Source organism: Streptomyces sp. NPDC093598, from assembly GCF_044764825.1.
In the GTDB taxonomy this organism is placed as follows: domain Bacteria; phylum Actinomycetota; class Actinomycetes; order Streptomycetales; family Streptomycetaceae; genus Streptomyces.
In genome coordinates this window covers 14,367-40,397 of record NZ_JBIWIV010000017.1, presented here as the reverse complement: position 1 = coordinate 40,397, position 26,031 = coordinate 14,367, and the positions used below count along the sequence as shown (strand labels likewise).

At 72.0% G+C, this 26,031-nt stretch carries 27 protein-coding genes; 13 read left to right on the top strand and 14 right to left on the bottom strand.

The genetic code is table 11. From position 1 onward, the window contains the following. The first annotated feature begins 1 nt into the window (after window position 1). Window positions 2-523: a GNAT family N-acetyltransferase gene (locus ACIRDU_RS32955; protein ID WP_403586477.1), complete on the top strand. Its 522-nt coding sequence runs from the start codon at window positions 2-4 to the stop codon at window positions 521-523. Here the strand turns inward: ACIRDU_RS32955 and ACIRDU_RS32950 are convergent. From ACIRDU_RS32950 to ACIRDU_RS32925, 6 genes are all read right to left on the bottom strand, one after another. Continuing rightward, window positions 495-1,457 (bottom strand): LysR family transcriptional regulator, encoded by a 963-nt coding sequence (locus ACIRDU_RS32950; RefSeq protein ID WP_403586474.1) that lies wholly within the window; start codon window positions 1,455-1,457, stop codon window positions 495-497. The two genes, ACIRDU_RS32955 and ACIRDU_RS32950, sit on opposite strands and share 29 nt — an antisense overlap. Window positions 1,458-1,555: 98 nt before the next feature. After that, window positions 1,556-2,194 (bottom strand): ABC transporter, encoded by a 639-nt coding sequence (locus ACIRDU_RS32945; protein ID WP_403586471.1) that lies wholly within the window; start codon window positions 2,192-2,194, stop codon window positions 1,556-1,558. After that, window positions 2,185-3,705, bottom strand: coding sequence for an ABC transporter permease (locus ACIRDU_RS32940; protein WP_403586468.1), 1,521 nt, complete (start codon window positions 3,703-3,705; stop codon window positions 2,185-2,187). Before ACIRDU_RS32940 ends, ACIRDU_RS32945 begins: the two co-directional genes overlap by 10 nt. After that, a complete protein-coding gene (locus ACIRDU_RS32935) occupies window positions 3,702-4,562 on the bottom strand; it encodes an ABC transporter ATP-binding protein (RefSeq protein ID WP_403586465.1) in 861 nt (286 codons plus the stop codon). Before ACIRDU_RS32935 ends, ACIRDU_RS32940 begins: the two co-directional genes overlap by 4 nt. Further along, window positions 4,559-5,395 carry a zf-HC2 domain-containing protein gene (locus tag ACIRDU_RS32930; protein ID WP_403586462.1) on the bottom strand — a complete coding sequence of 279 codons (837 nt, stop codon included), beginning with the start codon at window positions 5,393-5,395 and terminating at the stop codon, window positions 4,559-4,561. Before ACIRDU_RS32930 ends, ACIRDU_RS32935 begins: the two co-directional genes overlap by 4 nt. Continuing rightward, window positions 5,392-5,943 (bottom strand): RNA polymerase sigma factor, encoded by a 552-nt coding sequence (locus tag ACIRDU_RS32925; protein WP_403586458.1) that lies wholly within the window; start codon window positions 5,941-5,943, stop codon window positions 5,392-5,394. Before ACIRDU_RS32925 ends, ACIRDU_RS32930 begins: the two co-directional genes overlap by 4 nt. 111 nt (window positions 5,944-6,054) lie before the next feature. Between ACIRDU_RS32925 and ACIRDU_RS32920 the strand changes: the two genes are divergently transcribed. From ACIRDU_RS32920 to pstB, 10 genes are all read left to right on the top strand, one after another. Beyond that, the gene (locus ACIRDU_RS32920) at window positions 6,055-6,447 is read left to right on the top strand and encodes a GntR family transcriptional regulator (protein ID WP_403586757.1); all 393 of its coding nucleotides are present in this window, start codon (window positions 6,055-6,057) and stop codon (window positions 6,445-6,447) included. Continuing rightward, window positions 6,444-7,322 (top strand): ATP-binding cassette domain-containing protein, encoded by an 879-nt coding sequence (locus ACIRDU_RS32915; RefSeq protein ID WP_403586455.1) that lies wholly within the window; start codon window positions 6,444-6,446, stop codon window positions 7,320-7,322. Before ACIRDU_RS32920 ends, ACIRDU_RS32915 begins: the two co-directional genes overlap by 4 nt. Continuing rightward, entirely contained in the window at window positions 7,319-8,314 is a 996-nt protein-coding gene (locus ACIRDU_RS32910; RefSeq protein WP_403586452.1) for an ABC transporter permease, read from the top strand. Before ACIRDU_RS32915 ends, ACIRDU_RS32910 begins: the two co-directional genes overlap by 4 nt. A gap of 180 nt (window positions 8,315-8,494) precedes the next feature. Beyond that, window positions 8,495-10,861, top strand: a complete 2,367-nt coding sequence (locus tag ACIRDU_RS32905) for an RNA degradosome polyphosphate kinase (RefSeq protein WP_403586449.1) — start codon at window positions 8,495-8,497, stop codon at window positions 10,859-10,861. Continuing rightward, window positions 10,842-11,966: a CHAD domain-containing protein gene (locus ACIRDU_RS32900; protein WP_403586446.1), complete on the top strand. Its 1,125-nt coding sequence runs from the start codon at window positions 10,842-10,844 to the stop codon at window positions 11,964-11,966. The genes ACIRDU_RS32905 and ACIRDU_RS32900 overlap by 20 nt, the downstream gene beginning before the upstream one ends. Then, complete coding sequence (locus tag ACIRDU_RS32895) at window positions 11,963-12,400, top strand: NUDIX hydrolase (protein ID WP_403586443.1); 438 nt, start codon at window positions 11,963-11,965, stop codon at window positions 12,398-12,400. Before ACIRDU_RS32900 ends, ACIRDU_RS32895 begins: the two co-directional genes overlap by 4 nt. A gap of 246 nt (window positions 12,401-12,646) precedes the next feature. Beyond that, window positions 12,647-13,774, top strand: a complete 1,128-nt coding sequence (gene pstS / locus ACIRDU_RS32890; protein WP_403586440.1) for a phosphate ABC transporter substrate-binding protein PstS — start codon at window positions 12,647-12,649, stop codon at window positions 13,772-13,774. Window positions 13,775-13,877: 103 nt separating this feature from the next. Then, window positions 13,878-14,879, top strand: a complete 1,002-nt coding sequence (gene pstC, locus ACIRDU_RS32885; RefSeq protein ID WP_403586437.1) for a phosphate ABC transporter permease subunit PstC — start codon at window positions 13,878-13,880, stop codon at window positions 14,877-14,879. Further along, window positions 14,876-15,931, top strand: a complete 1,056-nt coding sequence (gene pstA / locus ACIRDU_RS32880; RefSeq protein ID WP_403586434.1) for a phosphate ABC transporter permease PstA — start codon at window positions 14,876-14,878, stop codon at window positions 15,929-15,931. Before pstC ends, pstA begins: the two co-directional genes overlap by 4 nt. A 70-nt stretch (window positions 15,932-16,001) precedes the next feature. Continuing rightward, window positions 16,002-16,778, top strand: a complete 777-nt coding sequence (gene pstB / locus ACIRDU_RS32875; protein WP_403586431.1) for a phosphate ABC transporter ATP-binding protein PstB — start codon at window positions 16,002-16,004, stop codon at window positions 16,776-16,778. A gap of 115 nt (window positions 16,779-16,893) precedes the next feature. Here the strand turns inward: pstB and ACIRDU_RS32870 are convergent, their stop codons facing one another. Then, window positions 16,894-17,892 carry an anion permease gene (locus ACIRDU_RS32870; RefSeq protein ID WP_403586428.1) on the bottom strand — a complete coding sequence of 333 codons (999 nt, stop codon included), beginning with the start codon at window positions 17,890-17,892 and terminating at the stop codon, window positions 16,894-16,896. A 7-nt stretch (window positions 17,893-17,899) separates the two neighbouring features. Next, the gene (locus tag ACIRDU_RS32865) at window positions 17,900-18,520 is read right to left on the bottom strand and encodes a DUF47 domain-containing protein (protein WP_403586425.1); all 621 of its coding nucleotides are present in this window, start codon (window positions 18,518-18,520) and stop codon (window positions 17,900-17,902) included. A gap of 203 nt (window positions 18,521-18,723) precedes the next feature. Between ACIRDU_RS32865 and ACIRDU_RS32860 the strand changes: the two genes are divergently transcribed. After that, entirely contained in the window at window positions 18,724-19,101 is a 378-nt protein-coding gene (locus ACIRDU_RS32860; RefSeq protein ID WP_403586422.1) for a metal-sensitive transcriptional regulator, read from the top strand. 21 nt (window positions 19,102-19,122) lie between these two features. On the opposite strand, the gene ACIRDU_RS32855 is transcribed toward ACIRDU_RS32860, so the two are convergent. Continuing rightward, window positions 19,123-19,290, bottom strand: coding sequence for a hypothetical protein (locus tag ACIRDU_RS32855; RefSeq protein WP_403586779.1), 168 nt, complete (start codon window positions 19,288-19,290; stop codon window positions 19,123-19,125). Window positions 19,291-19,381: 91 nt separating this feature from the next. Then, window positions 19,382-20,233 carry a hypothetical protein gene (locus ACIRDU_RS32850; RefSeq protein WP_403586419.1) on the bottom strand — a complete coding sequence of 284 codons (852 nt, stop codon included), beginning with the start codon at window positions 20,231-20,233 and terminating at the stop codon, window positions 19,382-19,384. Window positions 20,234-20,636: 403 nt separating this feature from the next. On the opposite strand from ACIRDU_RS32850, the gene ACIRDU_RS32845 reads away from it, so the two are divergent. Further along, window positions 20,637-22,190: an FAD-binding oxidoreductase gene (locus tag ACIRDU_RS32845; RefSeq protein WP_403586416.1), complete on the top strand. Its 1,554-nt coding sequence runs from the start codon at window positions 20,637-20,639 to the stop codon at window positions 22,188-22,190. Window positions 22,191-22,194: 4 nt separating this feature from the next. Here the strand turns inward: ACIRDU_RS32845 and ACIRDU_RS32840 are convergent, their stop codons facing one another. From ACIRDU_RS32840 to ACIRDU_RS32825, 4 genes are all read right to left on the bottom strand, one after another. After that, window positions 22,195-22,893, bottom strand: coding sequence for a phosphatase PAP2 family protein (locus ACIRDU_RS32840; protein ID WP_403586413.1), 699 nt, complete (start codon window positions 22,891-22,893; stop codon window positions 22,195-22,197). A gap of 246 nt (window positions 22,894-23,139) precedes the next feature. After that, window positions 23,140-24,084, bottom strand: coding sequence for an NlpC/P60 family protein (locus ACIRDU_RS32835; RefSeq protein WP_388136141.1), 945 nt, complete (start codon window positions 24,082-24,084; stop codon window positions 23,140-23,142). Window positions 24,085-24,311: 227 nt separating this feature from the next. Then, window positions 24,312-25,037 (bottom strand): trypsin-like serine peptidase, encoded by a 726-nt coding sequence (locus ACIRDU_RS32830; protein ID WP_403586410.1) that lies wholly within the window; start codon window positions 25,035-25,037, stop codon window positions 24,312-24,314. 35 nt (window positions 25,038-25,072) lie between these two features. Continuing rightward, a complete protein-coding gene (locus tag ACIRDU_RS32825) occupies window positions 25,073-26,005 on the bottom strand; it encodes an oxidoreductase (RefSeq protein WP_403586407.1) in 933 nt (310 codons plus the stop codon). Window positions 26,006-26,031 lie beyond the last annotated feature (26 nt).

The window sequence follows — 26,031 nt, the reverse complement described above, 5'->3', positions numbered from 1 at the left end:
CGTGCCGTCGACGCATGACCTCCGCGTCCGCCCCGCCGCCGAGGCCGATCTGGCCGCGCTCGTGCGCCTCCGCGACGACGCCGCCCGCTGGATGCTGGCCCGTGGTGTCACCGGGCAGTGGCGGCCGGGGGAGCTGGACGAGGACCACTTCCGCCGGGTCATGGCGCACGGCGAGGTCTGGCTCGCGCAGGCCGGCGGGCGTCTCGCGGGTGCCTGGGAGCTGTGGTGGGAGGACGAGGACGCGTGGGGCGCGCAGCCGCCCGTGGCCGGGTACGTGCACCGGCTGATGGTGGACCGGACCGCCGCCGCGCCCGGGACGGGGCGGCTGCTGCTGGGCGCCGCCGAGCGCCGTGTGGCCGAGGCGGGACGTACCCGGGTGCGTCTGGACTGCCTCGCGGGCAACGCGCAGCTCAACGCCTACTACGCCGACGCCGGTTACCGCGTCGTGGGCCGCAAGGAGGGCAAGCCGCAGCCGGGCGGTGCGCCCAAGTCCTTCACGCTGATGGAGAAGTGGCTGGGGTAGGCGGCAGGTGCGCCCAGGACGGCCGCCAGGTCTCGCCCTCCGGCGGCCGCGGCCGGGTGGCGACCAGGTAGTCGCGCAGGGCGGTCAGCCCGGGATGGGGGTTGTCCGTGCGCCAGAGCAGGGAGTGCGGGTAGACCGGCACCGGGTCCCGGAGGGGGACGAGCCGCAGGTCGTGGGCGACCGGCCAGACGTGGGGGGTCCGTTCGCTGAGGAAGGTCGCCACGGTCGGGGAGCCGGCGATCGTGTCGAGGAGCGCCTCGAGGCCGAAGTTGGGCCCGATGGTGTCGATGGCCGGTCCGAAGGCCGCGGCGAGTTCCTCGTAGTAGGCGTGCCACTCGGTCCCGGGCACGTTGCCCGGCATCCAGATCCGGTGCCCGGCCAGTTGCGCGGGCGTCACCCGGTCGGCCCGGGCGAACGCGTGGCCGGGGCCGACGCACAGGTGCAGCGGCTCGTCGAGGACGGGGACGGCGGCGATGCCGTCGGGGAGCCGGCGCCCGGGCATGGTGACGGCACGGAAGGTGGCGTCGACGGCCCCGTCCCGTACGGCCGCCATCGCCGTGTCCGCGTCGAACAGGGTGACGACGTCCAGGGCGATCTCCGGGTGCGCCCGGTGGAAGTCCTGGACGAGCCCGCCGGTGGCGGCCCGGCGCCCCACCACGTCCACCCGCAGCGCGCGGTCCCCCGGACGTACCGCCGCGGCAGCCCTCTCCGCCGCCTGGAGCAGGACCCGGGCGTGCGGCAGGAGGGCCTGCCCGTCGATGGTGAGCTCCGCCCCGCGCGGTGTACGCACCAGCAGCCGCACCCCGAGGTCCTTCTCCAGCGCGGCGATCCGCTTGGAGACGGCCTGCTGGGTGAGCGCCAGATCGACGGCGGCCTTCTGGAACTGCCCGGAATCGGCGATGGCGACGAAGGCCCGTACGGCTTTGAGATCCACGGCCGGAGCCTAGTACCACTCCCTGCGGTTGTGCTGGAAAGGGCCAATCCCGCCTCAAGGCCGCCCAAGGACCGATCCGCACAACCGGAAGGCGTCAGCTAGGGCCGGGTCCAGCGCAGGACGCGGCGGCGCAGGGGGTCCGTCGCGCAGGCCGCGCCCGCCAGTGCGGCCGTCGCCAGCACCACGGCCCACCGGTCGTGCGCCGCCGCCCACCGTTCGTCCTCGGCCGGCACGAACAGGGCCCAGCGGTCGGGCCAGAGCAGCATGGTCAGGACGGCTGTGGTCAGCAGGACGGCGGTCACCGGCAGTCCGGGCCGGGTGGCCTCGGTGAAACGGACCGCGGCCACCGCGCCGGTCACCGCCAGGACGAAAGCGGCCCCGGCCTCCAGCGTGAGGTCGCCGACCGGGGGGCGCACGCCCGGCGGGACGAGCAGCAGGGCCACCGTCCACCAGGCCGCCGCGGCCGGGACGGCCAGGGCGACGCGCAGTGCGGTGCGGACCGGGCGCGGGGTCGGCGCCGTGGACGTGGTGTGCCGGGCCGGGTCGTCCAGGAGGAAGGCCAGGCCCACCGCGAAGGCCAGGACCGCGGCCCGCAGCAGGTGGAGCGTGAGCCGTTCCGCCGTCTCACCGGTCCGCGTCAGCGCGGCGAGCAGCAGCCCCGCTCCCCCGGCCGCCCCGACCGCGCCCCACGGCACGGTCCGCAGGACGGGGAGCACCAGGTGCCGTGTCACAGGCACTTGTCCTCCCCCTCGGGCGCGGGCAGGCCCAGCAGCTTCGCGGCCCCGGCCGCCGTGACCTTCGGCGCGGTCAGCCCGGCCCACCGGTCCTTGACCCGTGCGCCGGCCTCACCGCGGGGCAGGTCGAGCAGCGCACGCAGCACCTCGGTCTGGGCCTCGGTCATGTACAGCCCGTTCGTGGGCTGGAGCACGAGGGCGGAGCCGGTGACGGTGTCGTCGAGACGGACGCGGCGCAGCGCGTCGAGAGGGTCGGACTCCCAGCCCACGGCCAGCCACATGAGGGGGACGATGCGGCCGTCGCAGATCGAGGTCGCGGCCTTCTCGTCGCCCGCGATGAGCACCCCGGCCACGGCGGCGGAGAACTCGGGGACGCGGTTGCCGCCCCACTGGGTGCCCACGGTCACCTCGTGCGGACGCTCCAGCGGCATCAGCGCGCCGTCACCGGAGAGGCCGTAGCGCGCCTCGACCCGCTGCCGTACGACGACGTCCTGCTCGTGGGCGCTGCCCCCGGCCAGGGACCGGACGCGGTCCACCACCGCGGCCCAGTCGTCCACGCGAGGCTTCCAATCGGGGAACGCGCAGTACGTGGACCCGGCCCGCCGGACGCAGGTCTGCACCTGCTCGGGGTGCACCGTGGCCCGTTCGCGCGCCTTGACCAGCTCGGGGGAGTCGCCCGCCGACTGGGCCACTCCGCCCACCAGCGTCATGGCCAGCGCCCCGGCCACACCGGCGAGGACGGCCGGCTTGCGGCCACCGGCCACGAGCACCGCCAGCAGCCCGAGGCTCAGCCCAAGACCGGCCAGGTACAGGGCGTGCCAGGCGGCGGGCCGGCCCATCAGGTCGGAGGGCAGGGTGTTGCCGGTCGCCTCGCCGACGGCGGGCATGAGCCACTGCTGCCAGCCCTCCCCCGTTCCCGCACCGGCGAAGAACAGGAACAGGAACAGGCAGAACACGATCACCAGCGGGGCGACGAGAGCCGACCTCACCAGGACGGCCGCCAGCAGCCCGAGCGACCCGAACAGCAGCACCGTCAGCGGCCCGACGAGCAGTTCGCCCACCGAGCCGTGCCCGATCGCCCCGGGGCGGAGGGCCTCCCGGCCGAACTGCCCGGCCACGCACACGGCGGTGACCAGGGCCGCGGCCACGACCGACAGCGCGTGGGCGACCGTACGGCCCCACGGCGGGAGCACCAGCACCGCGAAGTGCCGCTCCGTGTCGTGCCGCCGGGAGCGCAGCGCGGCGTGGTTGACGGACAGCAGGACCGCGAGGCCGACCAGCAGCGGGGCGCTCTGGGTGGCGCGGTCGGCGTCCTGGAGGGCCGGGTGGCCGTCCCCGTCCCTGCCGGCGCGCCACACGGTCCAGCCGAGGTACACGGAGAAGGCGACGAGCACCGGAATGCGGGTCAGCAGCCGCCGCGTTTCGAACAGGGCCAGGGCGAACAAGGCCTTGGCAGACCCGCCCGGCTCGTCCCGCGTCTCGGACGCGACCGGCTGCTCCACCGCCGCGGTCATGCCGCCACCTCCGCTCCGGCACCGTCGAGCGTGAGCAGGTAGCCGTCCTCCAGGGTGGGTTCGAGCAGCTCGGCGCCGGGTGGCGGATCCCCCACGTTCCGGAAGGTCCCGGTGCCGGTGCGCCACCCCGCCTTCGCGCCCGGGTCCCGCTCGGTACTGCTCCACACGCGCCCCGCGGCCCGCGCGGTCAGCTCGGCCGGGGTGCCCTCGAACCGCATCCGCCCGCCGGCCATGACCAGCACGCGGTGGCAGAGCATCGCCACGTCCTCGGTCTGGTGGGTGGACAGCAGCACCGTCCGCCCCTCGCCGGCCTGCGCGATCAACTCCCGGAAGCGCATGCGCTGTTCGGGATCCAGCCCCACGGTCGGCTCGTCGAGGACCAGGAACCCGGGATCACCGACCAGGGCGGCCCCCAGGGCGACCCGCTGCCGCATCCCCCCGGACAGCTTGCGGATCCGCTTGCCCCGCACCTCCGCCAGGCCGACGTCGTCGAGCACCCGCCGCACCTCCCGGTGCCGGGCGCTCCGGTCGGTCATCTCCTTCAGGATCGCCACGTAGTCCACGAACTCGAACGCGGTGAAGTCCGGGTGGAAGCCCGGCGTCTGCGGCAGGTAGCCCAGCCGCCGCCGGACCTCCTGCCGGCCGCGGGTGGTGCCCGGGTCGTGCCCGAGCACGGTGAAGGCGCCCCGGTCGGCGGGCAGGGCCGTGGCGAGCACCCGCAGCAGCGTGGTCTTGCCGGCGCCGTTGGGCCCGAGCAGCCCGGTGACGCCGCCGGTCAGGCGCAGCGACACGTCGTCTAGGGCGCGGGTGCCGCCGTAGCGGAGGCTCAGCCCGGAGGCGGACACGGTCGGGGTCATACGGCACGTCCCTGGAAGAGGTCGAATCGGTCACGAAGCAGGAAGAGCAGCCCGGCGCCGAGCGCGGCCACCAACGCCGCCACGCCCTGCCCGGCCGCGGTGAACGGCGCGAGCGGCACGTCCGCCCCCGCCCGCAGTGCGTCGGCCAGCAGCAGCAGCCCGACCCACGCCCCGCCCACCAGGGACGGCGCGAGCACCGGCCCCAGCCGGGGCATCAGCGCGAGCCCGGTCGCGGTCAGCGCCAGCCCGGGCAGCAGCCAGGCCAGCGCCCGCAGCCCGTAGGCGGGCAGGGCGAGGGTCGCCAGCCCGTTCAGCCCGAGCGCGACGGCCAGCACGGCCACCGTGCGGATCATCAGCAGCCGGAAGCCGTGCATCGGCGCGACGACGGCCATCTCGTAGGTCGGGTCCAGCGCGGGCCCGTACGACAGCGCCACGCCGGCCAGCGGCAGCAGCGGCGCGAGGGCCAGGAACAGCGTGGGGAACTCCCCGCCGCGTACGGAGTGCCCGGCCCCCACACTCAGGCAGAGCACGGCGACGACGGCCCCCAGCCAGGACCGCCGCAGCACCGGCGTCGCCGCCAGCAGCCGTGCGGTGTGCCCGGCCACCCCGGCCCGCACGAGCAGCCCCTCCAGCAGTCCCACCCGGGGCGCGTCCAGCTCGGCGTCGAGCCGGTCCCACCCGGCGTCGAGGGCGACCGGGTCACTGACCTCCGCCAGTACTGCACGGCACCGGGCGCACGAGGTCAGATGCGTGTCGGCGGACCAGAGCACGGGAGCCGCCAACTCCCCTCGCGCATAGGCGCGCAGATCCTCTTCGGACACGTGCCAGCTCATGCCAACGCCTCCCGCAACTGCTTCCGGGCCCGCATCGCCCGTGTCTTGACCGTCCCCGGCGGTATCCCGAGCAGCACCGCCGCCTCACGGGTCGTCAGCCCGTCGATGACGGTCGCCTGCAGCACCGCGCGCAGCTCCGGCGACAGCCGGACCAGGGCCCCGGCGAGGTCCCCGTGCTCCACCCCCGCGAGCACGCGTTCCTCCGCCGACACCTCGTCCCGGTGCCGCAGCCGCGCCAGGGCCTGCCGCAGCCGCCCCCGCGCCCCGTCGCCGCGCAGCGCGTCCACGAGCCGCCGCGACCCGATGCGCCACAGCCAACCGGCCGCGTCCGCGCAACCGGCCTCCTCCCGGTAACGGGCCGTGCCCCGCCACACCGCGAGGAAGGTCTCCTGCACGACGTCGTCGACCACGCCGAGGTCGGCGCACCGCCCCCGCAACCGGGCCCGGAGCCATGGCGCGTAGCGCCGGTACAGCTCCTCGAAGGCACGCCGGTCGGCGTCCGCGGTGATGGCCCGCAGCAGCTCCCCGTCGCTTCTCGTATCGCTCACGTCTCCTCATCGGACGGCCCGGCTCGAACGGTTCACGAAAGCCCGCTTGACTTTCCGTCCCTCCCTGCACCACCCTTTCACTACTCAATTAGTGAAAGGGTGGTTCAAGCAGTGGTCGAGTACCGCATCGACCGGCGCAGCGGCGTGGCCACCTACGTCCAGATCGTCCAGCAGACCAAACAGGCCCTGCGTCTGGGCCTGCTGGAGCCGGGCGACAAACTCCCCACGGCACGCGAGGTCGTGGAGGCCACCGCCATCAACCCGAACACGGTCCTCAAGGCCTACCGGGAGCTGGAGCGCGAGGGCCTGGTCGAGGCCCGCCGCGGACTGGGCACGTTCGTCCGCAAGTCCCTGAGCACCGCCCCCGCCGACTCCCCGCTCCGCGCGGAACTGGACGCCTGGGCGGCCCGGGCGCGCGAGGCCGGCCTGGAGCGCGAGGACGTGGCCGCCCTCTTCACTTCCGTACTCGACGCGCACTTCGCACACTTCAAGGGGGACGCATGACCGACACCGCCATCGAGGCGGCGGCACTGGGCAGAAGGTTCGGGCGACGCCGCGGGCCCGCGCTGGACGGCTGCGCCTTCCGGCTCCCCGCGGGCCGCATCTGCGCCGTCACCGGCCCGAACGGCGCCGGCAAGTCCACCCTGCTCGCCCTGGCGGCGGGGCTGCTCCGCCCCACCGAGGGCGCCATCACCGTGCTCGGCCAGAGCCCGGCGGCGGCCCGCGAGCGCCTCGCCCACGTCGCGCAGAACAAGCCCCTGCACCCCCAGCTCACCATCGCCGGCACCCTGCGGCTGGGCCGGGACCTCAACCCCCGCCGCTGGGACGCCCGGACCGCCGACCGGATCGTCGCGGAGGGCGGCCTCGACCCTGACACGAAGATCCGCACGCTCTCCGGCGGCCAGCGCACCCGCGTCGCGCTCGCCCTCGGCAAACGCCCCGAACTGCTGCTCCTGGACGAGCCGATGGCCGACCTCGATCCCCTCGCGCGGCACCAGCTGATGGCCACGCTCATGGCGGACGCCGCCGACCGCGGCACCACGGTTGTCATGTCCTCGCACGTCGTGGCGGAGCTGGAGGGCTCCTGCGACCACCTGCTGCTGCTCGGCGGCGGCCGCGTCCGGCTCGCCGGGCCGCTGGACGACCTGCTCGCCGCCCACACCCTGGTCACCGGCCGGGCGGGCGACTCCCTCCACCCGCACACCGTCGTCGAGTCCCGCACCACCGGCCGCCAGCTGACCGCCCTGGTCCGGCCCGCGGGCCCCCTCGGCGACGGACTCCGGGGCGACCGCCCGTCCCTGGAGGAGGTCGTCCTGGCCCACCTGCGCTCCCCCGACGCCCCGCCCCTGCTGCTCGACGCGCGGGAGGCCGCCGTATGACCGCCATGACCACCCGGGCACCCGCCGCCACCGCCCGGCACTCCTCCGAGCCGCGCGGCCTGCTCCTGGCCCTGCTCCGGCTGCACCGCACGGCGCTGTTGTTCTGGCTCGGGCTGGTGGCGGTGGCCGCCGGGGCGCTGCTGTGGGCGATCGGCCCGGGCGCGGACGCCGCCTGGGCCGAGTACACGGGCATGGGCTGCGACGAGCCCCGCCCGAACCTGGGCTGCGACATGGCCGGGCCGGCGAACGCCCGCTACCAGGTGGCGGTGACGGTCGGCACCAACCTCCTCGGACTCCTCCCGCTGCTCACGGGGGCCTGGGCGGGCGGGGCGCTCATCGGCCGCGAGCTGGAGAGCGGCACCGCCCAGCTGGCCTGGACCCAGTCGGTCAGCCCGGCCCGCTGGCTGGCCGCCAAGCTCGCGGTCCCGGCCCTGCTGCTCGTGACGGGCACGCTCGCGCTGACGCTGCTGCACCGCGTGCTGTGGTCGTCGAACCGTTCCCTGATCGGCGCCATGGGCTGGCGCGCGTGGTACGACGACGGCGTCTTCGAGGTCAACGGCACCATCGCCGCCGCCCAGGCCCTCGCCGCCCTGGCGGTCGGCGTCCTGGCGGGCCTGCTGCTGCGCCGGACGCTGCCCGCCCTCGGCGTCGCGGCCCTGGCCGTCGGGTCGCTCGTCCACGTCCTCGGCGATCTGCGCCCGTACCTGTGGCCGGCGAAGACCGTCGTGACGGCCCCGGACACGACTCCCGGCTCCGGCGGCATGATCGTCGAGGACGGCGCCCTGACCGCCACCGGTTCCCGCGTCACGTTCCCGGCGTGCACGGGCGAGCCCACGTGCGAGGCCGAGCACGGCATCAGCCACTACTACGCCGACTACCACCCGGCCTCCCACTTCTGGCCCCTCCAGCTCGTGGAGACCGGCATCCTCCTCGCCGTCGCCGCCCTGGCGGTCGCGGCCGCCTTCGTCCTGCTGCGCCGCCGCCTGCCCTGAACCCGGTCCGCGCGTCCTTCCACGGGGGGATGGACGCGCGGCCCGCCGTCCGTCCACAGCCTGTGGGCAACCGCCGCCGCCCCTCACCCGGCCCTGTGGACGCCCGCGAGCCGCCCCCCGCTATCCCGCACGTCATGTCTCCGTAACCATCGATTCAGACGAGCTTGCGAAGCTCGGCCAATGAATCCCGCCGTGCCAGAGCCTTCCCCGCCCCGCAAGGGGCCCGAGGGAAACGGGAGCACTCATGTGACACCTCCGCTCCCGCCCGCGCTGTCCGACGCGCCCGTGATGCTCGCGGCGCGGAAGAATGGGTCCATGAGCCAGCCGAACACCCAGGCACAGGTCCAGCACGCGCAGCCCTCCGTGGGCTCCATCGCGGCGCACCGCCCGCACACGGTCGCGGCCGTCGTCTCCGATCTGGAACCCGACATCGACGCCGACCTCGACGCGTACGAGGAGTCGCCGTACGACGGGCCCCAGCTGCCACAGGGACGTTTCCTCGACCGGGAGCGCAGCTGGCTCGCCTTCAACGAGCGCGTGCTCGAACTCGCCGAAGACCCCGAAACGCCCCTGCTGGAGCGGGCCAACTTCCTCGCGATCTTCGCCAGCAACCTGGACGAGTTCTTCATGGTCCGGGTCGCCGGACTGAAGCGCCGCATCGCCACCGGCGTGGCCACCCGCTCCGCCTCCGGCCTCCAGCCGCGCGAGGTGCTGGAGATGATCTGGGCCCGCTCGCGCGAGCTCATGGCCCGGCACGCCGCCTGCTACCACGAGGACGTCGCCCCCGCACTCGCGGAGGAGGGCATCCACCTGGTCCGCTGGAACGAGCTCCAGGAGAAGGAGCAGGCCCGCCTGTTCACCCTGTTCCGGCACCAGATCTTCCCCGTGCTGACGCCGCTGGCGGTCGACCCGGCGCACCCCTTCCCCTACATCTCCGGCCTGTCCCTGAACCTGGCCGTCGTCGTACGGAACCCGGTCACGGGCCACAAGCACTTCGCCCGCGTCAAGGTGCCGCCGCTGCTGTCCCGCTTCCTGGAGAGCTCCCCGGGCCGCTACGTCCCCATCGAGGACGTCATCGCCGCCCACCTGGAGGAGCTGTTCCCGGGCATGGAGGTGTTGGAGCACCACGCCTTCCGCCTCACCCGCAACGAGGACCTGGAGGTCGAGGAGGACGACGCCGAGAACCTCCTCCAGGCCCTGGAGAAGGAGCTCATGCGGCGCCGCTTCGGGCCGCCGGTGCGCCTGGAGGTCGAGGAGTCCATCGACCGCGAGGTCCTGGACCTGCTGGTGCGCGAGCTGAAGATCAGCGAGGCCGAGGTCTACCCGCTGCCGGGCCCGCTGGACCTCACGGGCCTGTTCCGGATCGCCTCCCTCGACCGGCCCGAGCTGAAGTACCGCAAGTTCGTCGCCGGCACCCACCGCGACCTCGCCGAGGTCGAGTCGGCGTCCCCGCCGGACATCTTCGCCGCGCTGCGCGAGCGGGACGTCCTGCTGCACCACCCGTACGACTCCTTCTCCACCTCCGTCCAGGCCTTCCTGGAGCAGGCGGCCGGCGACCCGGACGTCCTCGCGATCAAGCAGACCCTGTACCGGACCTCCGGTGACTCCCCGATAGTCGACGCGCTCATCGAGGCCGCCGAGTCCGGCAAACAGGTCCTGGTCCTGGTCGAGATCAAGGCCCGCTTCGACGAGCACGCCAACATCAAGTGGGCCCGCAAGCTGGAGGAGGCCGGCTGCCACGTGGTCTACGGCCTGGTCGGCCTGAAGACCCACTGCAAGCTGTCGCTGGTGGTCCGCCAAGAGGGCGAGACCCTCCGCCGCTACAGCCACGTCGGCACCGGCAACTACCACCCGAAGACGGCCCGCCTCTACGAGGACCTCGGCCTGCTCACGGCCGACCCGCAGGTCGGCGCGGACCTCTCGGACCTCTTCAACCGCCTGTCCGGCTACTCGCGCCGGGAGACCTACCGCCGGCTGCTCGTGGCGCCCAAGTCGCTCCGCGACGGCCTGGTCTCGCGGATCACCAAGGAAGTCCAGCACCACCGTGCGGGGCGTCCCGCGTACGTCCGCATCAAGGTCAACTCGATGGTCGACGAGGCCATCATCGACGCCTGCTACCGCGCCGCCCAGGCGGGCGTGCCGGTGGACATCTGGGTGCGCGGCATCTGCGCGGTGCGCCCGGGCGTGGCGGGCCTGTCGGAGAACATCCGGGTCCGCTCGATCCTCGGCCGCTTCCTGGAACACTCCCGGGTGTTCGCCTTCGGCAACGGCGGCGAGCCCGAGGTGTGGTTCGGCAGCGCCGACATGATGCACCGCAACCTCGACCGCCGGATAGAGGCCCTGGTCCGGGTCACCGACCCGGCCCACCGGGCAGCTCTGAACCGGCTGCTGGAGACCGGCATGTCCGACTCCACCGCCTCCTGGCACCTCGGCCCGGACGGCGACTGGACCCGGCATGCGACCGACGCGGACGGACAGCCCCTGCGCAACGTCCAGGAGATGCTCATAGACGCCCGGAGGCGCCGGCGTGGCACAGCAACACCTTGACCCCACGGATCCCCGGTCCAGGCACCTGGGGCCCGCCCCCACCGGTGACACCCTCGCGGGCTATCTGCGGGCCCAGGCCACGGAGTTCCTCCGCGCTCTGCGCCTGCACCGGGAGACGGGGTCGGGGGCGAACGGCTCGGAGGCGTCCGCCGAGGCGGCCCGCGCCCTGCGCCGCTCGGCCCGCCGCATCAGCGCCACCCTGCACACGTTCCAGTCCCTCCTCGACACGGACTGGTGCGAAGCGATGCGCCCCGAACTGGCGTGGGTGTCGGGCACGTTGGCGATGGAGCACGCGTACACGGCCCGTCTGGAACGCCTGCTGACGGCCCTGCACCGCCTGTCGGGCTCGACGGCGCCCCCATCACAGCCGGCAGGCGCGGCCGCCGCCGGCCGTCCCGCCGGGGCGACCGGCCCGAAGAAGGCGGCACCGTCCCACGCCGGTGCGCAGCCCCACCCGGCCGGCACCCCGGAACGCGGCAACCTGACCGTCGGAGCAGCCAAGGCAGGCGCCCTGCTCGACCGCCAGCTGACCCTCGCCCGCACCCGGGCCCACTCCACGGCCCTGCAAGCCCTGGGCAGCAGCCGCTTCCACGCCGTCGCGGACAAGGTCGCCGTCCTGGCCAGCGAGGTCCCCCTCACCAAGGCCACCGACACCACCGACCTCCGGCCCTTCGCCGCCGCCGCCCAGGACCGCCTCGCCGACGCCGTGGCCGCCCTGCCGCTCGTCACCGCGGGGAACCCGTACAACGCCGCGGCCCTCATCCACGGCCTGTCCCCGGACACGGTCCCGCACCCGCAGGACGCCCCGTGGCACCAGGTCCGCCTGCTGCTGCGCCTGCACCGCTACGCCCGTGAGGCCGTCAGCGGCCCCAAGGGCAACGCCGTGGTCGACCTGCGCCTGCTCTCCGCCGGCCAGGCCCTGAACCGGCACCGCGGCGCCTCGGAGGCGGCGGCAGCGGCGGCCCAGGCGGCCCGTACCCCCCGTATCGCTCCGGCCACGGCGTACGCCCTCGGCGTGCTCCACGCCGACCAGCGGCACGAGGTGGAGGCGGCGCGCTTCGCGTTCCAGCAGTGCTGGCAGAAGGAAGCGGTGAGTACCGGATGAGCCCGAGGTCCCCCGACCCCACCGTCCAGGCGGCCGGCTGCGTCCTGTGGCGTCGCTCCCGCGCCACCGGCGGGCTGGAGGTCTGCCTCGTCCACCGGCCGAAATACGACGACTGGTCGTGGCCGAAGGGGAAACTGAAGCGCGGCGAGGAGGCGCTCACCGGCGCTCTGCGCGAGGTGGCGGAGGAGACGGGCTGCCGGGCCGCGCCCGGCCCCGAGCTGTCCACCCTGCGTTATTCGGCCAACGACCGTCCCAAGCAGGTCCGCTACTGGGCGGCCGAAGCCCTGTCCTGCGCGTTCTCCCCGACGGACGAGGTCGACCGGGTGCTGTGGCTGACTCCCGCCGCCGCCCGCGACCGTCTCACACAGCCCCACGACCGGCCCCTGGTCGACGAACTGCTCGCCGTTCTGCACCTGCCCCGGACGACCGGCTGACCGAACGGTCCCGCTTCGTCCGCACAAGCGGAATGCCGACGCGCTCTCCCCGTGAGCATTCCGTGACCTAACCACACCTTAGGCAGGGGTTCACCCGTCGTTCATGTGCGGCCATCGGCGGCTTCACCTGATCTGCCTAATTTCAGCCTTACCGACGCGAGCCGCGCCTGCCGAGTGCGACCGCGTCCGCGTCACTCACACTTCGCACGCCGCCGATCAGGACGGCGGCTCCTGGAAGGAACTCAAGTGAAGCTTCAGCGCATGAACCGGCGGGCCCTCGCTCTCGGTGCTCTCGCCGTCTCCGGCGCCCTGGCCCTCACGGCGTGCGGCTCCGACGACACCGGTGGCAACACCAAGGGCGGCGATTCCTCCAACGCCGCCGCGCCGAGCAACGTCAAGTGCGACGACGCTTCCGGCCAGGTGCTCGCCGACGGCTCCTCCGCGCAGAAGAACGCGGTCGACGCGTGGGTCAAGCAGTTCTCGGCGGCCTGCAAGGTGGAGATCAACTACAAGGCCGGCGGCTCCGGCGCCGGTGTCACCGCGTTCACGCAGGGCCAGGTCCCCTGGGCCGGCTCGGACTCGGCCCTGAAGCCCGAAGAGGTCGAGGCCTCCAAGAAGGTCTGCTCCGGCGGCCAGGGCATCGACCTGCCGATGGTCGGCGGCCCGATCGCCGTCGGTTACAACGTGCCGGGGGTCGACAAGCTCGTCCTGGACTCCGCGACGATCGCCAAGATCTTCGACAGCAAGATCACCAACTGGAACGACCCGCAGATCAAGCGGCTGAACCCCGACGCGAAGCTGCCCAACCTCAAGATCCAGGCGTTCCACCGCTCGGACGAGTCCGGCACCACGGACAACTTCACCAAGTACCTGATCGCCACCGCCAAGAAGGACTTCCCGTACGAGGGCGGCAAGGCCTGGCAGGCCAAGGGCGGCCAGTCCGCTCCGCAGTCCTCCGGCGTCGCCGCGCAGGTCAAGCAGACCGCCGGCGCGATCGGCTACTTCGAGCTGTCGTACGCCAAGGACGGCATCAAGACCGTCGCCATCGACACCGGTGCCGCCGAGCCGGTCGAGGCGACCGTCGAGAACGCCACCAAGGCCATCGCGGACGCCAAGGTCATCGGCACCGGCAAGGACCTCGCGCTGAAGCTGAACTACGCGACCAAGGCCGACGGCGCCTACCCGATGGTCCTGGTGACGTACGAGATCGTCTGCGACAAGGGCAACAAGGCCGACACCCTGCCCGCGGTCAAGGCGTTCCTGCGCTACGCGGCCTCGGAGGACGGCCAGAAGATCCTCGCCGAGAACGACTACGCGCCCATGCCCGACGACATCATCGCCAAGGTCCGCACGACCGTCGAGAGCCTGAGCTGACCCGAGTGCGGTCCGGTCCCCCCAGCGGGACCGGACCGCACCGTCCGGTGCACCGCCGCCAAGAGCCGCACAGCACGTGCGGTTCCGCAGACCGGAGAACCCGATGGACACAACACAGATAGCTGACGCACCTCCCCCGACCCTGCCGTCCACGGCCGAGCAGAAGCGCGCCGCCCGTGGTGCCACCCGGCCCGGAGACCGCATCTTCCTCGGTCTCTCCCGTGGTTCGGGCATTCTGCTGCTGGTGATCATGGCCGCGATCGCGGGCTTCCTCACCTACCGCGCGGTCCTCGCCATCAGTGAGGACGACGGCAACTTCCTGACCACCTTCGAATGGAACACCGGTGTCAACCCGCCGGTCTTCGGCATCGCGGTCCTGGCCTACGGCACGATCGTCTCCTCGATCATCGCCATGGTCATCGCGGTCCCGGTCTCGGTCGCCATCGCGCTGTTCCTCACCCACTACGCCCCGCGCCGGCTGCGCGGCCCGATCGCCTACGTGATCGACCTGCTCGCCGCCGTGCCGTCCATCGTCTACGGCCTGTGGGGCGCCCTGATCCTCGTGCCGCACATGAACGGCCTCTTCGGCTGGCTGAACGACTACCTCGGCTGGACCGGCGTCTTCTCATGGCAGGGCGGCGCCGCACGCTCCATGCTCACCGTGGGAATCCTGCTCGCGATCATGATCCTGCCGATCATCACCAACGTGAGCCGCGAGGTCTTCCGCCAGGTCCCGCAGATGCACGAGGAAGCCGCCCTGGCGCTCGGCGCCACCCGCTGGGAAGTGATCCGCATGGCGGTCATCCCCTTCGGCCGCTCCGGCGTCATCTCCGCCTCGATGCTCGGCCTCGGCCGCGCCCTCGGCGAGACGATGGCCGTCGCCACCGTGCTCTCCCCCGACTTCCTGATCCACACCAGCCTGCTCGACCCGGGCGGCGGCACCTTCGCCCAGAACATCGCCAGCAAGTTCAGCGAGGCCACCGAGTTCGGCCGTGACGCGCTGATCGCCTCCGGTCTGGTCCTGTTCGTCATCACCCTGCTGGTCAACGGCGCGGCCCGCGCGATCATCGCCCGCCGCAAGGAGTACTCGGGGGCCAACGCATGAGCACCGCAACCATCACCCCGAAGGGCCCCAGCACCCTGCGCGGCGGCCAGTTGCCCAAGTGGGCTCCCTGGGCCATCGCCGCCGGATCCGTCGCACTCGGACTCGGCATCAGCGCCGCCGCCGGCCTGCACAGCAGCATCCAGTGGGCCCTGATCGCCGCGCTCCTGCACGTCTTCGGTACGTACGCCATCGCGGCCCGGGTCGAGAACCGCCGCCAGGCCAAGGACCGCGTGGTCACCTCGCTGGTGTGGGTCGCGTTCCTGCTCGCCGTGGTGCCGCTGGCCTCCCTGGTGTGGTCGACCGTGCAGCGCGGCACGAAGGTCCTGGACGTCTACTTCCTGACCCACTCGATGGGCGTGGTCGCCGACTCGGAGGCGGGCGGCGGCATCTACCACGCCATCCTCGGCACGCTGGAGCAGGTCGGCCTCGCCACGCTGATCGCCGCGCCGGTCGGCGTGCTCACGGCGATCTACCTGGTGGAGTACGGGCGCGGCAACCTCGCCCGGGCCGTCACCTTCTTCGTCGACGTCATGACCGGCATCCCGTCGATCGTCGCCGGCCTGTTCATCCTCAGCCTCATGCTGATGTTCGAGATGGAGCCCTTCGGCTTCGCCGGCTCGCTCGCCCTCGCGATTCTGATGATGCCGGTCGTCGTCCGCTCCACGGAGGAGATGCTCAAGCTCGTCCCGAACGAGCTGCGCGAAGCCTCCCTGGCGCTCGGCGTGCCCAAGTGGCGCACCATCCTGAAGGTGGTCCTGCCGACCTCGCTCGGCGGCATCACCACCGGCATCATGCTGTCCATCGCCCGTATCGCCGGTGAGACCGCGCCCGTCCTGCTGCTGGTGTTCGGAAGCAAGTTCATCAACGCCAACCCCTTCGAGGGCGCGCAGGCGTCGCTCCCGCTGTACATCTACCAGCAGTACGGATCGGGCGAGGTCACGGCGTACGACCGCGCGTGGGCGGCGTCCCTCACGCTGATCGCCTTCGTGATGATCCTCAACCTGGTGGCCCGCGGTATCGCCCGCTGGAAGGCCCCGAAGACCGGTCGCTAAAGCATCGATGTGCGGCTACCGCCGCGGGCGACCACAGCGACTGATCTGACTGTCTGGAAGTGAAGTAATCATGGCCAAGCGAATCGACGTAAGCGGACTGACCGCCTACTACGGCTCCCACAAGGCGATCGAGGACATCTCGATGACCGTCGAGCCGCGCTCGGTGACGGCGTTCATCGGCCCGTCCGGCTGCGGCAAGTCGACGTTCCTGCGCACGCTGAACCGGATGCACGAGGTGACCTCGGGCGGCCGGGTCGAGGGCAAGGTGCTCCTCGACGACGAGGACCTCTACGGCGCCGGCATCGACCCGGTGTCGGTCCGCCGCGAGGTCGGCATGGTGTTCCAGCGGCCGAACCCGTTCCCGACGATGTCGATCTTCGACAACGTGGCGGCGGGGCTGCGGCTGAACGGCAACTACAAGAAGAGCGAGCTGGCGGACATCGTCGAGCGGTCGCTCAAGGGCGCGAACCTCTGGAACGAGGTCAAGGACCGCCTGAACAAGCCCGGCTCGGGCCTCTCCGGTGGCCAGCAGCAGCGTCTGTGCATCGCGCGGGCGATCGCGGTCGAGCCGAACGTCCTGCTCATGGACGAGCCCTGCTCGGCGCTGGACCCCATCTCCACGCTCGCGATCGAGGACCTGATCGGTGAGCTCAAGGAGCGCTTCACCATCGTCATCGTGACGCACAACATGCAGCAGGCGGCCCGCGTCTCCGACCGCACGGCGTTCTTCAACCTCGCGGCGGTCGGCCAGCCCGGCAAGCTGATCGAGATCGACGACACGGAGCGCATCTTCTCCAACCCGTCGGTCCAGGCCACGGAGGACTACATCTCCGGCCGCTTCGGCTGAGCCGAACCCGCGACTCCTCGCGGTGCTGCATGGCGGTGCCACCGCGAGGCCGAAAAAGGGCCCGCCCCTGTTCCAAGGGGCGGGCCTTTTCGCGTGCGCGGCGGTACGGGGGCGGCTACAGGAAGGCCAGATTCACGATCCCGAACGACGCCGCGGCCACCAGCGCGGCGGCCGGCATCGTGATGAACCAGCCGAGGATGATGTTCTTGGCGACACCCCACCGCACGGCGTTCACGCGCTTCGTCGCCCCGACGCCCATGATCGCGGAGGTGATCACATGGGTCGTGGAGATCGGCGCCTTGAACAGGAACGCCGTGGTGAACATGATCGACGCCCCCGTCGTCTCCGCCGCGAATCCCTGCGGCGGGTCCAGCTCGATGATCTTCCGCCCCAGCGTCCGCATGATCCGCCACCCGCCGGCGTAGGTCCCCAGCGACAGCATCACCGCACAGGCGATCTTGACCCACACCGGGATCGGATCGCCGTAGTCCTCGACGTCGGCGATGACGAGCGCCATCACCACGATGCCCATGGTCTTCTGCGCGTCCTGCAGCCCGTGCCCCAGCGCCATGCCGGCCGCCGAGACGGTCTGCGCTATCCGGAAACCCCTCTTGGCCTTGTGCGGGTTGGCCTTCCTGAACATCCACAGGATCGCGGTCATCACGAGATAGCCGGCCAGCATGCCGACCACCGGGGACACGAACATCGGGATGACGACCTTCTCCAGCACCCCGTGCCAGTAGACCGTCGTCCCCCCGGCCAGCGCCGCCCCGACCATGCCGCCGAACAGCGCGTGCGAGGAGGAGGACGGCAGCCCGAAGTACCAGGTGATGAGGTTCCAGACGATCGCACCCACCAGCGCGGCGAAGAGGATCCCCATCCCCTTCGAGCCGGTCGGTGTCTGGATCAGGCCCTCACTGACGGTCTTGGCGACCCCGGACCCCATGAAGGCACCGGCGAGGTTCATCACCGCCGCCATGGCCAGCGCGGCCTTCGGCGTCAGCGCCCGCGTCGAGACGGACGTGGCGATCGCGTTCGCCGAATCGTGAAAACCGTTGGTGTACGTGAAGAACAGCGCGACCGCGATGGTCACGACCAGAGCAAAGGTGTCCATGAAGGGCTCAGGACTCCTTGACGGCGATGGTCTCCACCGTGTTCGCCACGTGCTCGAACGCGTCGGCCGCTTCCTCCAGCACGTCCACGATCTGCTTCAGCTTGAGGACGTCCATGGCGTCGTACTTGCCGTTGAAGAGGTGCGCGAGCAGCTTGCGGTGGATCTGGTCGGCCTGGTTCTCCAGCCGGTTGACCTCGATCCAGTACTCGGTGAGGTTCTCCATCGTCCGCAGGTGCGGCATCGCCTCGGCCGTCAGTTCGGCCGCGCGCGCCAGCACCTCGATCTGCTGGTCGACGCCCTTGGGCAGTTCCTCGACGTTGTAGAGGACGACCAGGTCGACGGCCTCCTCCATGAAGTCCATGATGTCGTCGAGGGACGAGGCGAGGGAGTAGATGTCCTCGCGGTCGAACGGCGTGATGAAGGAGGAGTTCAGCTGGTGGAAGATCGCGTGCGTGGCGTCGTCACCTGCGTGTTCCGCTGCCCTCATACGCTCTGCGATCTCGGCCCGGGCGGGTGTGTCCGCCCCGAGCAGTTCCATCAGGAGCTTCGAGCCCGTGACGATGTTGTCCGCGGAGGCGGCGAACATGTCGTAGAAGCTCGTCTCCCTGGGGGTCAGACGAAAGCGCACGTGGGGTCCTCGGGGTGCTTCGGTTTCGGTCAGGCTGATGCTAGGCGCATCATCCGGCCACGGCTATCGGGCCGCCCACCAGTGTCGCCCATCAGGCACAGTGATGAGCACGGGGGCGGTTCCAGGGCCGTATACCCGGCAAAGTTCGGTACCATATACCCACCAGGGGTATATATCGGTCCACTGCCCACCAGGAGGAAGCGATGACGGACGTGACCGACGCAACAGATGTCGCCCATGTCACCGCCGGCACCGCCGACGCCGCGGGTGCGGACGTGGCGACCGATCACGATCACGGCGTGCACGGGTACCACAAGCAGAAGGACGAACACCTCAAGCGCCTGCGCCGTATCGAGGGCCAGATCCGCGGCCTGCAGCGCATGGTCGACGAGGACGTCTACTGCATCGACATACTCACGCAGGTCTCCGCCTCCACCAAGGCCCTGCAGTCCTTCGCCCTGCAGCTGCTGGAGGAGCACCTGCGGCACTGCGTGGCGGACGCGGCCCTCAAGGGCGGCGACGAGATCGACGCGAAGGTGAAGGAGGCGACCCAGGCGATCGCCCGCATGCTGCGGACGTGAACCGGGTTCCGCGGCCCGTGGTCAGCGCCTGGCGGGGTCCCGCTCCTCGGCCACCTTCAGCACCTCGTCGATGCTCTCCAGGCTGAGCCGCTCCTGGGCGGCCGAGGCCGCGATGATCAGCTCTCCGCACAGCTCGATCTCGGCGAGGGCCACGTGGTCCTGAACTGCCGTACCGCCGACCGGAGCCACGTGCATCACCTCATCTCTGCCGTCACCGGCTTCCTAGAGTAGGGAGCGGCCTACACACCGCGCATGGCACGGACGGGCTAGTTCACGCCGGTCACTCCTCGGCGATCTTGCCCGCGTAGATGTCGTCGGCTTCCGGCAACCGTACGTGCGCCGAGGCCCCGAAATCGTAGAGCAGCGTGGTCGAGGCGACGGCCACGGGGCTCTTCTGCTGCCCGTTCAGAAAACTGAACCGGTGCCTGATCTTGCGGATGCGTCCCTCGTCGTCGAGGTAGGCGTCGAACGGCACCACGGCGGTGGCGAACCCCTTGGCCGCCGCCTTCAGGGGCGCCTTGTTCCCCTCCGAGGCACGCCGGGCCGCGTCACCGAGGTCCGCCGTCCCCCGGTAGTGCCGCACTGCGGTTCCCGCGACCTGCGTCCTGCCCACGTACGTCGCCGTCCGCGTCCCGAGCAGCACCTCGGCCGCCGTGAACGGATCGGTGGCCCCGCCGGTGACGAGGTTCCCGTCGGACAGGGTCCGCGTGTCCACGCGCACCCACTTGTCCGGGGGCACCCCGGCGCCCCGGTTCTTCATGAACAGCGCACCCGGCGCGAGCAGTTCGGTGATCGGCCGGCGCTCGGCGGCCCCCGCGGGATCCTGCGGCAGCAGCACCTTCAGCTGTCCCATCCGCTTCCGGTAGTCGTACACCCCGGCGCCCCGGATGGTGACCCGCGTCCCGCCGGCGGCCATCTCCATCGACGTACGGGCCTTGGAACTCCTCGCGTCGACGAGCCGATCGGCGGCCTGCCGCAGCGCGGCGACCGCGTCCCCGCCGCGCGAGTCACCGGCGACCGCGTCACCCCCGGCGCACCCTCCGGTGCCCAGCCCCACCCCGGCCAGGACCCCCGCCGCGACGAACGCCGCACCCGTCCGCCTGTGCCGCCGTTCCCGCTGCCGCCCAGTCATCGCCTGCCTACCCCCAGCCGGTACGTCCGTCACGGGCCCCCTCGTTGTTCCGGTTAACGACGGGTATGTGCCCTCGTCACGCGAGCCCGCCCCGGCCGCCATACGAACTGTTTACCTGTGGTGGGTAACGTTGTCGCCGTGGCGCAGCAGGACGGGCTGGAAACTCCCCCCAACCTCCCGGAACACCGCACGACGACCATGGAGAAGGGCCATTTCTGTGTGGCCCACTGCATCTGCGGCTGGCGCGGCCCGGCGCGAAGAGCGAGAAGCCAGGCGCGGACGGACGCGGAGAAACACGCGACGGGCTGACACCCGTGGCAGACGCCGCGCCGGGTTGCGCCCGGACCGTGGAACCCCCGCCCCCGTCACCCCGTCTCCCACCACGGAACCACCGGGAGGCCCCATGGAACGGCGCACGATCCTCACAGCCGGCACGGCGGCCATCGCCGCGGCCGCGACCCCCTTCACCACCGCCTGCACACCGTCGGGCACCCGCTCCGGGGCCACGGCCACCAACGCCTCGCGCACCACCACCACTTCGAGATCCACCGCCGCCGGCTGGTCCGCCCTGGCCCGCGACCTCGACGGCCCCCTCGTCCGCCCGGGCGACGCCGACTGGCCCGCGGCCCGGCAGCTGTACAACACCCGCTTCGACGGCCTGAAGCCCGCCGCGGTCGCGTACGTGTCCCACCCGGACGACATCCGCACGACCCTGGCCTACGCCCGCGCCCACGCCCTCCGGGTGGCGATCCGCAACGGCGGCCACTCCTACGCCGGCTGGTCCTCCGGCGACGGCCGCCTGATCATCGACGTGTCGAAACTCAGCCGCGTCCGGGCCTCCGGGACCACCGCGGTGGTCGGCGCCGGCGCCAAACTCATCGACGTCTACCGGGCGCTCGCCGCGAAGGGCGTCACGATCCCCGCCGGCTCCTGCCCCACCGTCGGCGTCTCGGGCCTCACCCTCGGCGGCGGCCACGGCGTGGTCTCCCGCGCCTACGGCCTGACCTGCGACAGCCTCACCCGGGCCACCCTGATCACCGCCGACGGCAAGCAGCTCACCGCCGACGCCCGCGAGAACAAGGACCTCTTCTGGGCCCTGCGAGGCGCCGGCAACGGCAACTTCGGCGTCGTCACCGAGCTGCATTTCAAGACCCACCCGGCCCCGCAGGGGGTCTCGGCGTACCTGTCCTGGCCCTGGTCGAAGGCGGCCGCGGTGGTGAAGGCCTGGCAGGAGTGGGGCCCGTCACAGCCGGACGAGATCTGGTCGTCGCTGCACCTGGCGAACGCCGCGGGCGGCACCCCGACCGTCTCGGTCGCGGCGTTCTCCCTCGGCACCTACGGCGAACTCAAGAACGCCGTCGACCGTCTGGCCGACCGCGTCGGCGCCCCGGCCCGCAGCGTCTCCCTGAAGCGCCGCTCGTACGAGGAGTCGATGGAGGTGTACGCGGGCTGCTCCTCGTTCCCGACGGACGCGCAGTGCCATCTGCCCGGCTCGACCCCGGGCCGCTCCCCGAAGGGCGCGCTGGGCCGTGAGACGTACGCCGCCGCTTCGGACTTCTTCGACCGGTCCCTCTCCACGGCCGGCATCCGTACGCTGCTGTCCCGGATCGGTTCGGTGCGCGGCGGCACCGGCAGCATCGCGCTGACCGCCCTCGGCGGAGCGGTCAACCGCGTCTCCCCCACGTCCACGGCCTTCGTCCACCGCCGTTCCCGGATGCTGGCCCAGTACATCGCCGCCTGGCGAGCCGGCACGAGCGGTACGACGGCCCGTGACTGGCTGGCCTCCGCCCACAAGGCCATGCGCCCCCACGCCTCGGGCGCGGCCTACCAGAACTACACGGACCCGACCCTGACCGACTGGCGCAAGGCGTACTACGGAGACGCGGCGGCCCGCCTGACCACACTGAAGAACCAGTACGACCCCGACCGCTTCTTCACGTATCCCCAGGCGCTGTGAGGCCCTACGCGGCGAGGTCCCTCTCCGGGGCCCGCTCGTTCCGGGCCTCGGAGATCACCGTGTCCTCGCCTTCGGCCCGCCCTCTGCGGCGCACCAGCCAGCCCACCCGGGGCGACCGCTCGACCGCCTGCACCACAGGCGTCAGCAGGGCCATGGCGAGCGGCGACAGCAGCAGCGCCACGGCCGTCCCCAGCGCGAACCCGCCCACGACGTCCGTCGGATAGTGCACGCCCATGTAGACGCGGATGAACCCGCCGAACAGCGCCAGCACCAGCCCGGCCAGCCCGAACTTCCGGTTGGCGACGAACAGTCCGACCGCGAGCGCCATGACGATCGTCGCGTGGTCGCTGACGAACGAGTAGTCGGTCTTGCCCTTGACGAGCACCTCGAGCCCCTGGTGGTCGAGGAACGGCCGGGGCCGCTCCACGAACCCCCGTATCGGCACGTTGACCAGTACGGCGATCCCCGCCGCCAGCGGCGCCCAGATCAGCGCCGCGACGGTGGACGCCGCGTCCTCGTCCCCGCGCCGCCTGACGGACCACCAGCACCCCACCACGAGCAGGACGATGGCGAGCAGCAGCCCGTACTCACCGACGTACTCCATGACGCGGTCGAGCCACGCCGGCGCGTCCTTGGCCAGGCCATTGATGTCGTACAGCAGGTCGACGTCGGGGTTCGACCCGGAATCGGCGAGTCCAGCCATGGTGCTGCGGCCCCTTCGTCGTCTCTCCCGGCGCACCCGTGCGTGCGCCGCTCCTGCCACCCCCGTGGTTGTAGATCCGCTTCCGCCGCACGCGTGCGTGACACGTGCCGAATGAACGTCTGCTCGGCTACGTCACCAGGAACGCATGGTCCCCGTTGATACGTTCCACACTCCACCGAATGATCACGCAGACGTTATCGAAGAGAGATACGTCTTCGCAGCTCAGGGGGTGGGTTCACACACGGTTCACACCGTCGTGGGCAGTGCTTTCGCGCCATCTTCGGTGACGCGGGTGGCTCCGAAGTAGTCGGGGGTGTCGATCGGGTCGAACCGGATGACGGCGCCTGTCCGGGGCGCGTCGATCATGTACCCGCCTCCGACATAAATACCGACATGCCGGATGGCGCGCGAATTGGTGAGGTCGTCCGAGAAGAACACGAGGTCACCGGGGAGCAGTTCGTCCCGCGAGGGGTGCGGGCCGGCGTTGTACTGGTCGTTGGCGACACGCGGGAGCTTGATGCCCACGGTCTCGTAGGCGGCCTGGGTCAGTCCCGAGCAGTCGAAGCGTCCGCCCTGCTCAGCGGTGCCGGTGCCGCCCCAGAGGTAGGGCGTGCCGAGCTTCTTCTGCGCGTACTCGATCGCCGCGGCGGCCTGCTCGGAGGGGTCGACCCGCCCGACCGGCGCCGCGAAGCTCTCCGACAGCGTCGTGATCCGCTTCACGTAGTTCCGGGTCTCGCTGTACGGCGGCACGCCCCCGTACTTGATCACCGCGTACGCCCCCGCGTTGTAGGCGGCCAGCATGTTCTCGGTCGGATTCCCGCCAACCTTCTTCACGTACGAGGCGAGTTCGCAGTCGTAGGAGGCGGCCGAGGGAATCGCGTCCTTCGGGTCCCACACGTCACGGTCGCCGTCGCCGTCGCCGTCGATGCCGTGGCTGGCCCAGGTGCCGGGGATGAACTGCGCTATCCCCTGCGCGGCGGCGTGGCTCTGCGCCCTGGGGTTGAAGCCGCTCTCCTGGTAGAGCTGGGCGGCGAGCAGGGCCGGGCTGATGGCGGGGCAGAGGTTGCCCCACTTCTGCACGAGGGCCGCGTACGCGGCGGGCACCGACCCCTTGGCCAGCGATTTCGCCCCGCCGCCCACGCCGTTGACCAGGTTCCCGGCGACGAGGTAGACCCCGACGACGAGCAGCATCACGAAGGCCAGGGCGGAGCTGATGGCGACACTCGCCACGATCCAAGCCTTACGCACCGTCAACCGCCCCTCGTCGCCCAGGAGTCCGTTGGTCAGTGTAGAGGCGGCCGCCACGCCCGGGAATGATCACGGGGAGGGGAGTCGGGGGCGGACGGAGGGACGGGGCACAGCACGGGCAGCACGGCGAGGGCGCGACGGATCCGGCCGGCGCACGGGATCGCGGCGCGTCACGTCTCCCCTGCCGCTTCCCGGTACAGCCGCTCCGCCTCCGCGCCGAGGACCACGCTGTAGGAGACGCCGGGGGTCGTCCCGCCCTCGTCGTGGCCGCCGAGGACCCCGACGACCTGCCCGTCCCCGTTCACCCAGGGACTGCCGCTCGTCCCCCCGCTGAAGCCGGGGCACGCGATGCGCTGCTGGGTGCGGCTGTGCGCGGCCGGTTTGTCGGTGCAGCTGACGGGCGTCTCCCGGGCGTTGGGATACCCGGTGACGGTCACCGCGGTGGCCCCCGTCGCCGTACCGGTCACGAACCGGTTCCCGCCGACGGCGTCCTGGACCTCCTCGCCGCCCCGCGGCGCGACCTGGACGAATCCCACATCGCTGTCCTCGTGCCGTCCGTCGACCCACCCGCGGGGCAGGAACCGCCGCTGCACCGTCCACTCCCCGTAGGGCGCGTGTCCGTCCCGGTAGCCCGGCACGAAGACGAGGCCTCCGTCGCCGCCCAGGCAGTGCGCCGCGGTGACGACCAGGTTCCGGTGCGGCGCGTCCACCACGGACGCCGTGCAGAAGTGCCCGCCGGCCGGCCGCCCCGCCCGGGCGGCGGGGACGAGCACCCCGACCCGGGCGTTGCGCGCGGTGACGGTCACCCCGAAGGGCCCGGCGCCGTCGTCGGCGGTCGCGGTGGACGCGGTGATGAGGGCGACGAGGACCACGGCGATGGACAGGACGCGCTTCACCGGAGCGACTGTGCCCGACGAAGGTGAGAGAAGCGTCAGACGCCGGTCCGCCGGTCCCGAGCCGACGGGAAGTGCGTTCCCGTGAGCTCCTCCGACACCCGCCACAGCCGCCGGGCCGTCAGCGGGTCGCTGGCCGCGCGGGAGCGGCCCACCAGGGTCGGGGCGCCGCGCATCTCGCCCAGGCCGTCGGGACCCACGTAGCTCGCGCCGGGAAGGTCCTGGGTGGCGGCGTAGAGGGTGGGGAGGGCGCCGGCGCGGTCGTCCTGCGCCAGGAACCTGTTGCCGAGGCGCATGAAGGCGCGGGCGGCCGGGTTGGCCGCGTGGCTCTGGAGGTTGGTGGCCGCGTAGCCGGGGTGGGCGGCCAGGGCGCGGACCGCGGAGCCCGACTCGGTGAGCCGGCGCTGGAGTTCCAGGGTGAACAGGAGGTTGGCCAGCTTGGACTGGGCGTAGGCGCGCTGCGGGGTGTAGTTCTCCGCCATGTCCAGGTCGTCGAAGCCGATCCTCGCACCGCCCCAGCGGTGGGCGCCCGAGGAGACCGTGACGACGCGGTCGGTGATGTGCGGCAGCAGCAGGTTCGTCAGGGCGAAGTGCCCTAGGTGGTTCGTGCCGAACTGCATCTCGAAGCCGTCCCTGGTGCGCTGCCTGGGGAGCATCATCACGCCGGCGTTGTTGACGAGGAGGTGCAGCGGCTCCTGCCAGGCGTCGGCGAAGGCCCGTACGGAGGCCAGGTCCGCCAGGTCCAGCCGGCGCACCTCGGTGCTGCCGCGCACGGTCGCGGCCGCGGCCCGCCCGCGCTCGGGGTCCCGTACGGCGAGGACGACGTGCGCCCCCGCCCGGGCGAGGGCGTCGCTCGCGGTGAGCCCGATGCCGCTGTTGGCACCGGTGACGACGACGGTCCGCCCGCCGAGGTCGGGGAGGCGGTCCGCGCTCCATGTCCCGCTGCTCCGGTTGTTCGTCTTCTCAGCCATGACAGTGAATGTAGACGCCGTCAACA

Excerpts from the sequence above, each read along its gene's own strand:
- ACIRDU_RS32940 (WP_403586468.1), bottom strand. The coding sequence starts at position 3,705 with ATGACCGCGGCGGTGGAGCAGCCGGTCGCGTCCGAGACGCGGGACGAG.
- ACIRDU_RS32935 (WP_403586465.1), bottom strand. The coding sequence starts at position 4,562 with ATGACCCCGACCGTGTCCGCCTCCGGGCTGAGCCTCCGCTACGGCGGC.
- ACIRDU_RS32930 (WP_403586462.1), bottom strand. The coding sequence starts at position 5,395 with ATGAGCTGGCACGTGTCCGAAGAGGATCTGCGCGCCTATGCGCGAGGG.
- ACIRDU_RS32915 (WP_403586455.1), top strand. The coding sequence starts at position 6,444 with ATGACCGACACCGCCATCGAGGCGGCGGCACTGGGCAGAAGGTTCGGG.
- ACIRDU_RS32910 (WP_403586452.1), top strand. The coding sequence starts at position 7,319 with ATGACCGCCATGACCACCCGGGCACCCGCCGCCACCGCCCGGCACTCC.
- ACIRDU_RS32905 (WP_403586449.1), top strand. The coding sequence starts at position 8,495 with ATGAATCCCGCCGTGCCAGAGCCTTCCCCGCCCCGCAAGGGGCCCGAG.
- ACIRDU_RS32895 (WP_403586443.1), top strand. The coding sequence starts at position 11,963 with ATGAGCCCGAGGTCCCCCGACCCCACCGTCCAGGCGGCCGGCTGCGTC.
- pstC (WP_403586437.1), top strand. The coding sequence starts at position 13,878 with ATGGACACAACACAGATAGCTGACGCACCTCCCCCGACCCTGCCGTCC.
- pstA (WP_403586434.1), top strand. The coding sequence starts at position 14,876 with ATGAGCACCGCAACCATCACCCCGAAGGGCCCCAGCACCCTGCGCGGC.
- pstB (WP_403586431.1), top strand. The coding sequence starts at position 16,002 with ATGGCCAAGCGAATCGACGTAAGCGGACTGACCGCCTACTACGGCTCC.
- ACIRDU_RS32870 (WP_403586428.1), bottom strand. The coding sequence starts at position 17,892 with ATGGACACCTTTGCTCTGGTCGTGACCATCGCGGTCGCGCTGTTCTTC.
- ACIRDU_RS32860 (WP_403586422.1), top strand. The coding sequence starts at position 18,724 with ATGACGGACGTGACCGACGCAACAGATGTCGCCCATGTCACCGCCGGC.
- ACIRDU_RS32850 (WP_403586419.1), bottom strand. The coding sequence starts at position 20,233 with ATGACTGGGCGGCAGCGGGAACGGCGGCACAGGCGGACGGGTGCGGCG.
- ACIRDU_RS32845 (WP_403586416.1), top strand. The coding sequence starts at position 20,637 with ATGGAACGGCGCACGATCCTCACAGCCGGCACGGCGGCCATCGCCGCG.
- ACIRDU_RS32840 (WP_403586413.1), bottom strand. The coding sequence starts at position 22,893 with ATGGCTGGACTCGCCGATTCCGGGTCGAACCCCGACGTCGACCTGCTG.
- ACIRDU_RS32835 (WP_388136141.1), bottom strand. The coding sequence starts at position 24,084 with ATGCTGCTCGTCGTCGGGGTCTACCTCGTCGCCGGGAACCTGGTCAAC.
- ACIRDU_RS32825 (WP_403586407.1), bottom strand. The coding sequence starts at position 26,005 with ATGGCTGAGAAGACGAACAACCGGAGCAGCGGGACATGGAGCGCGGAC.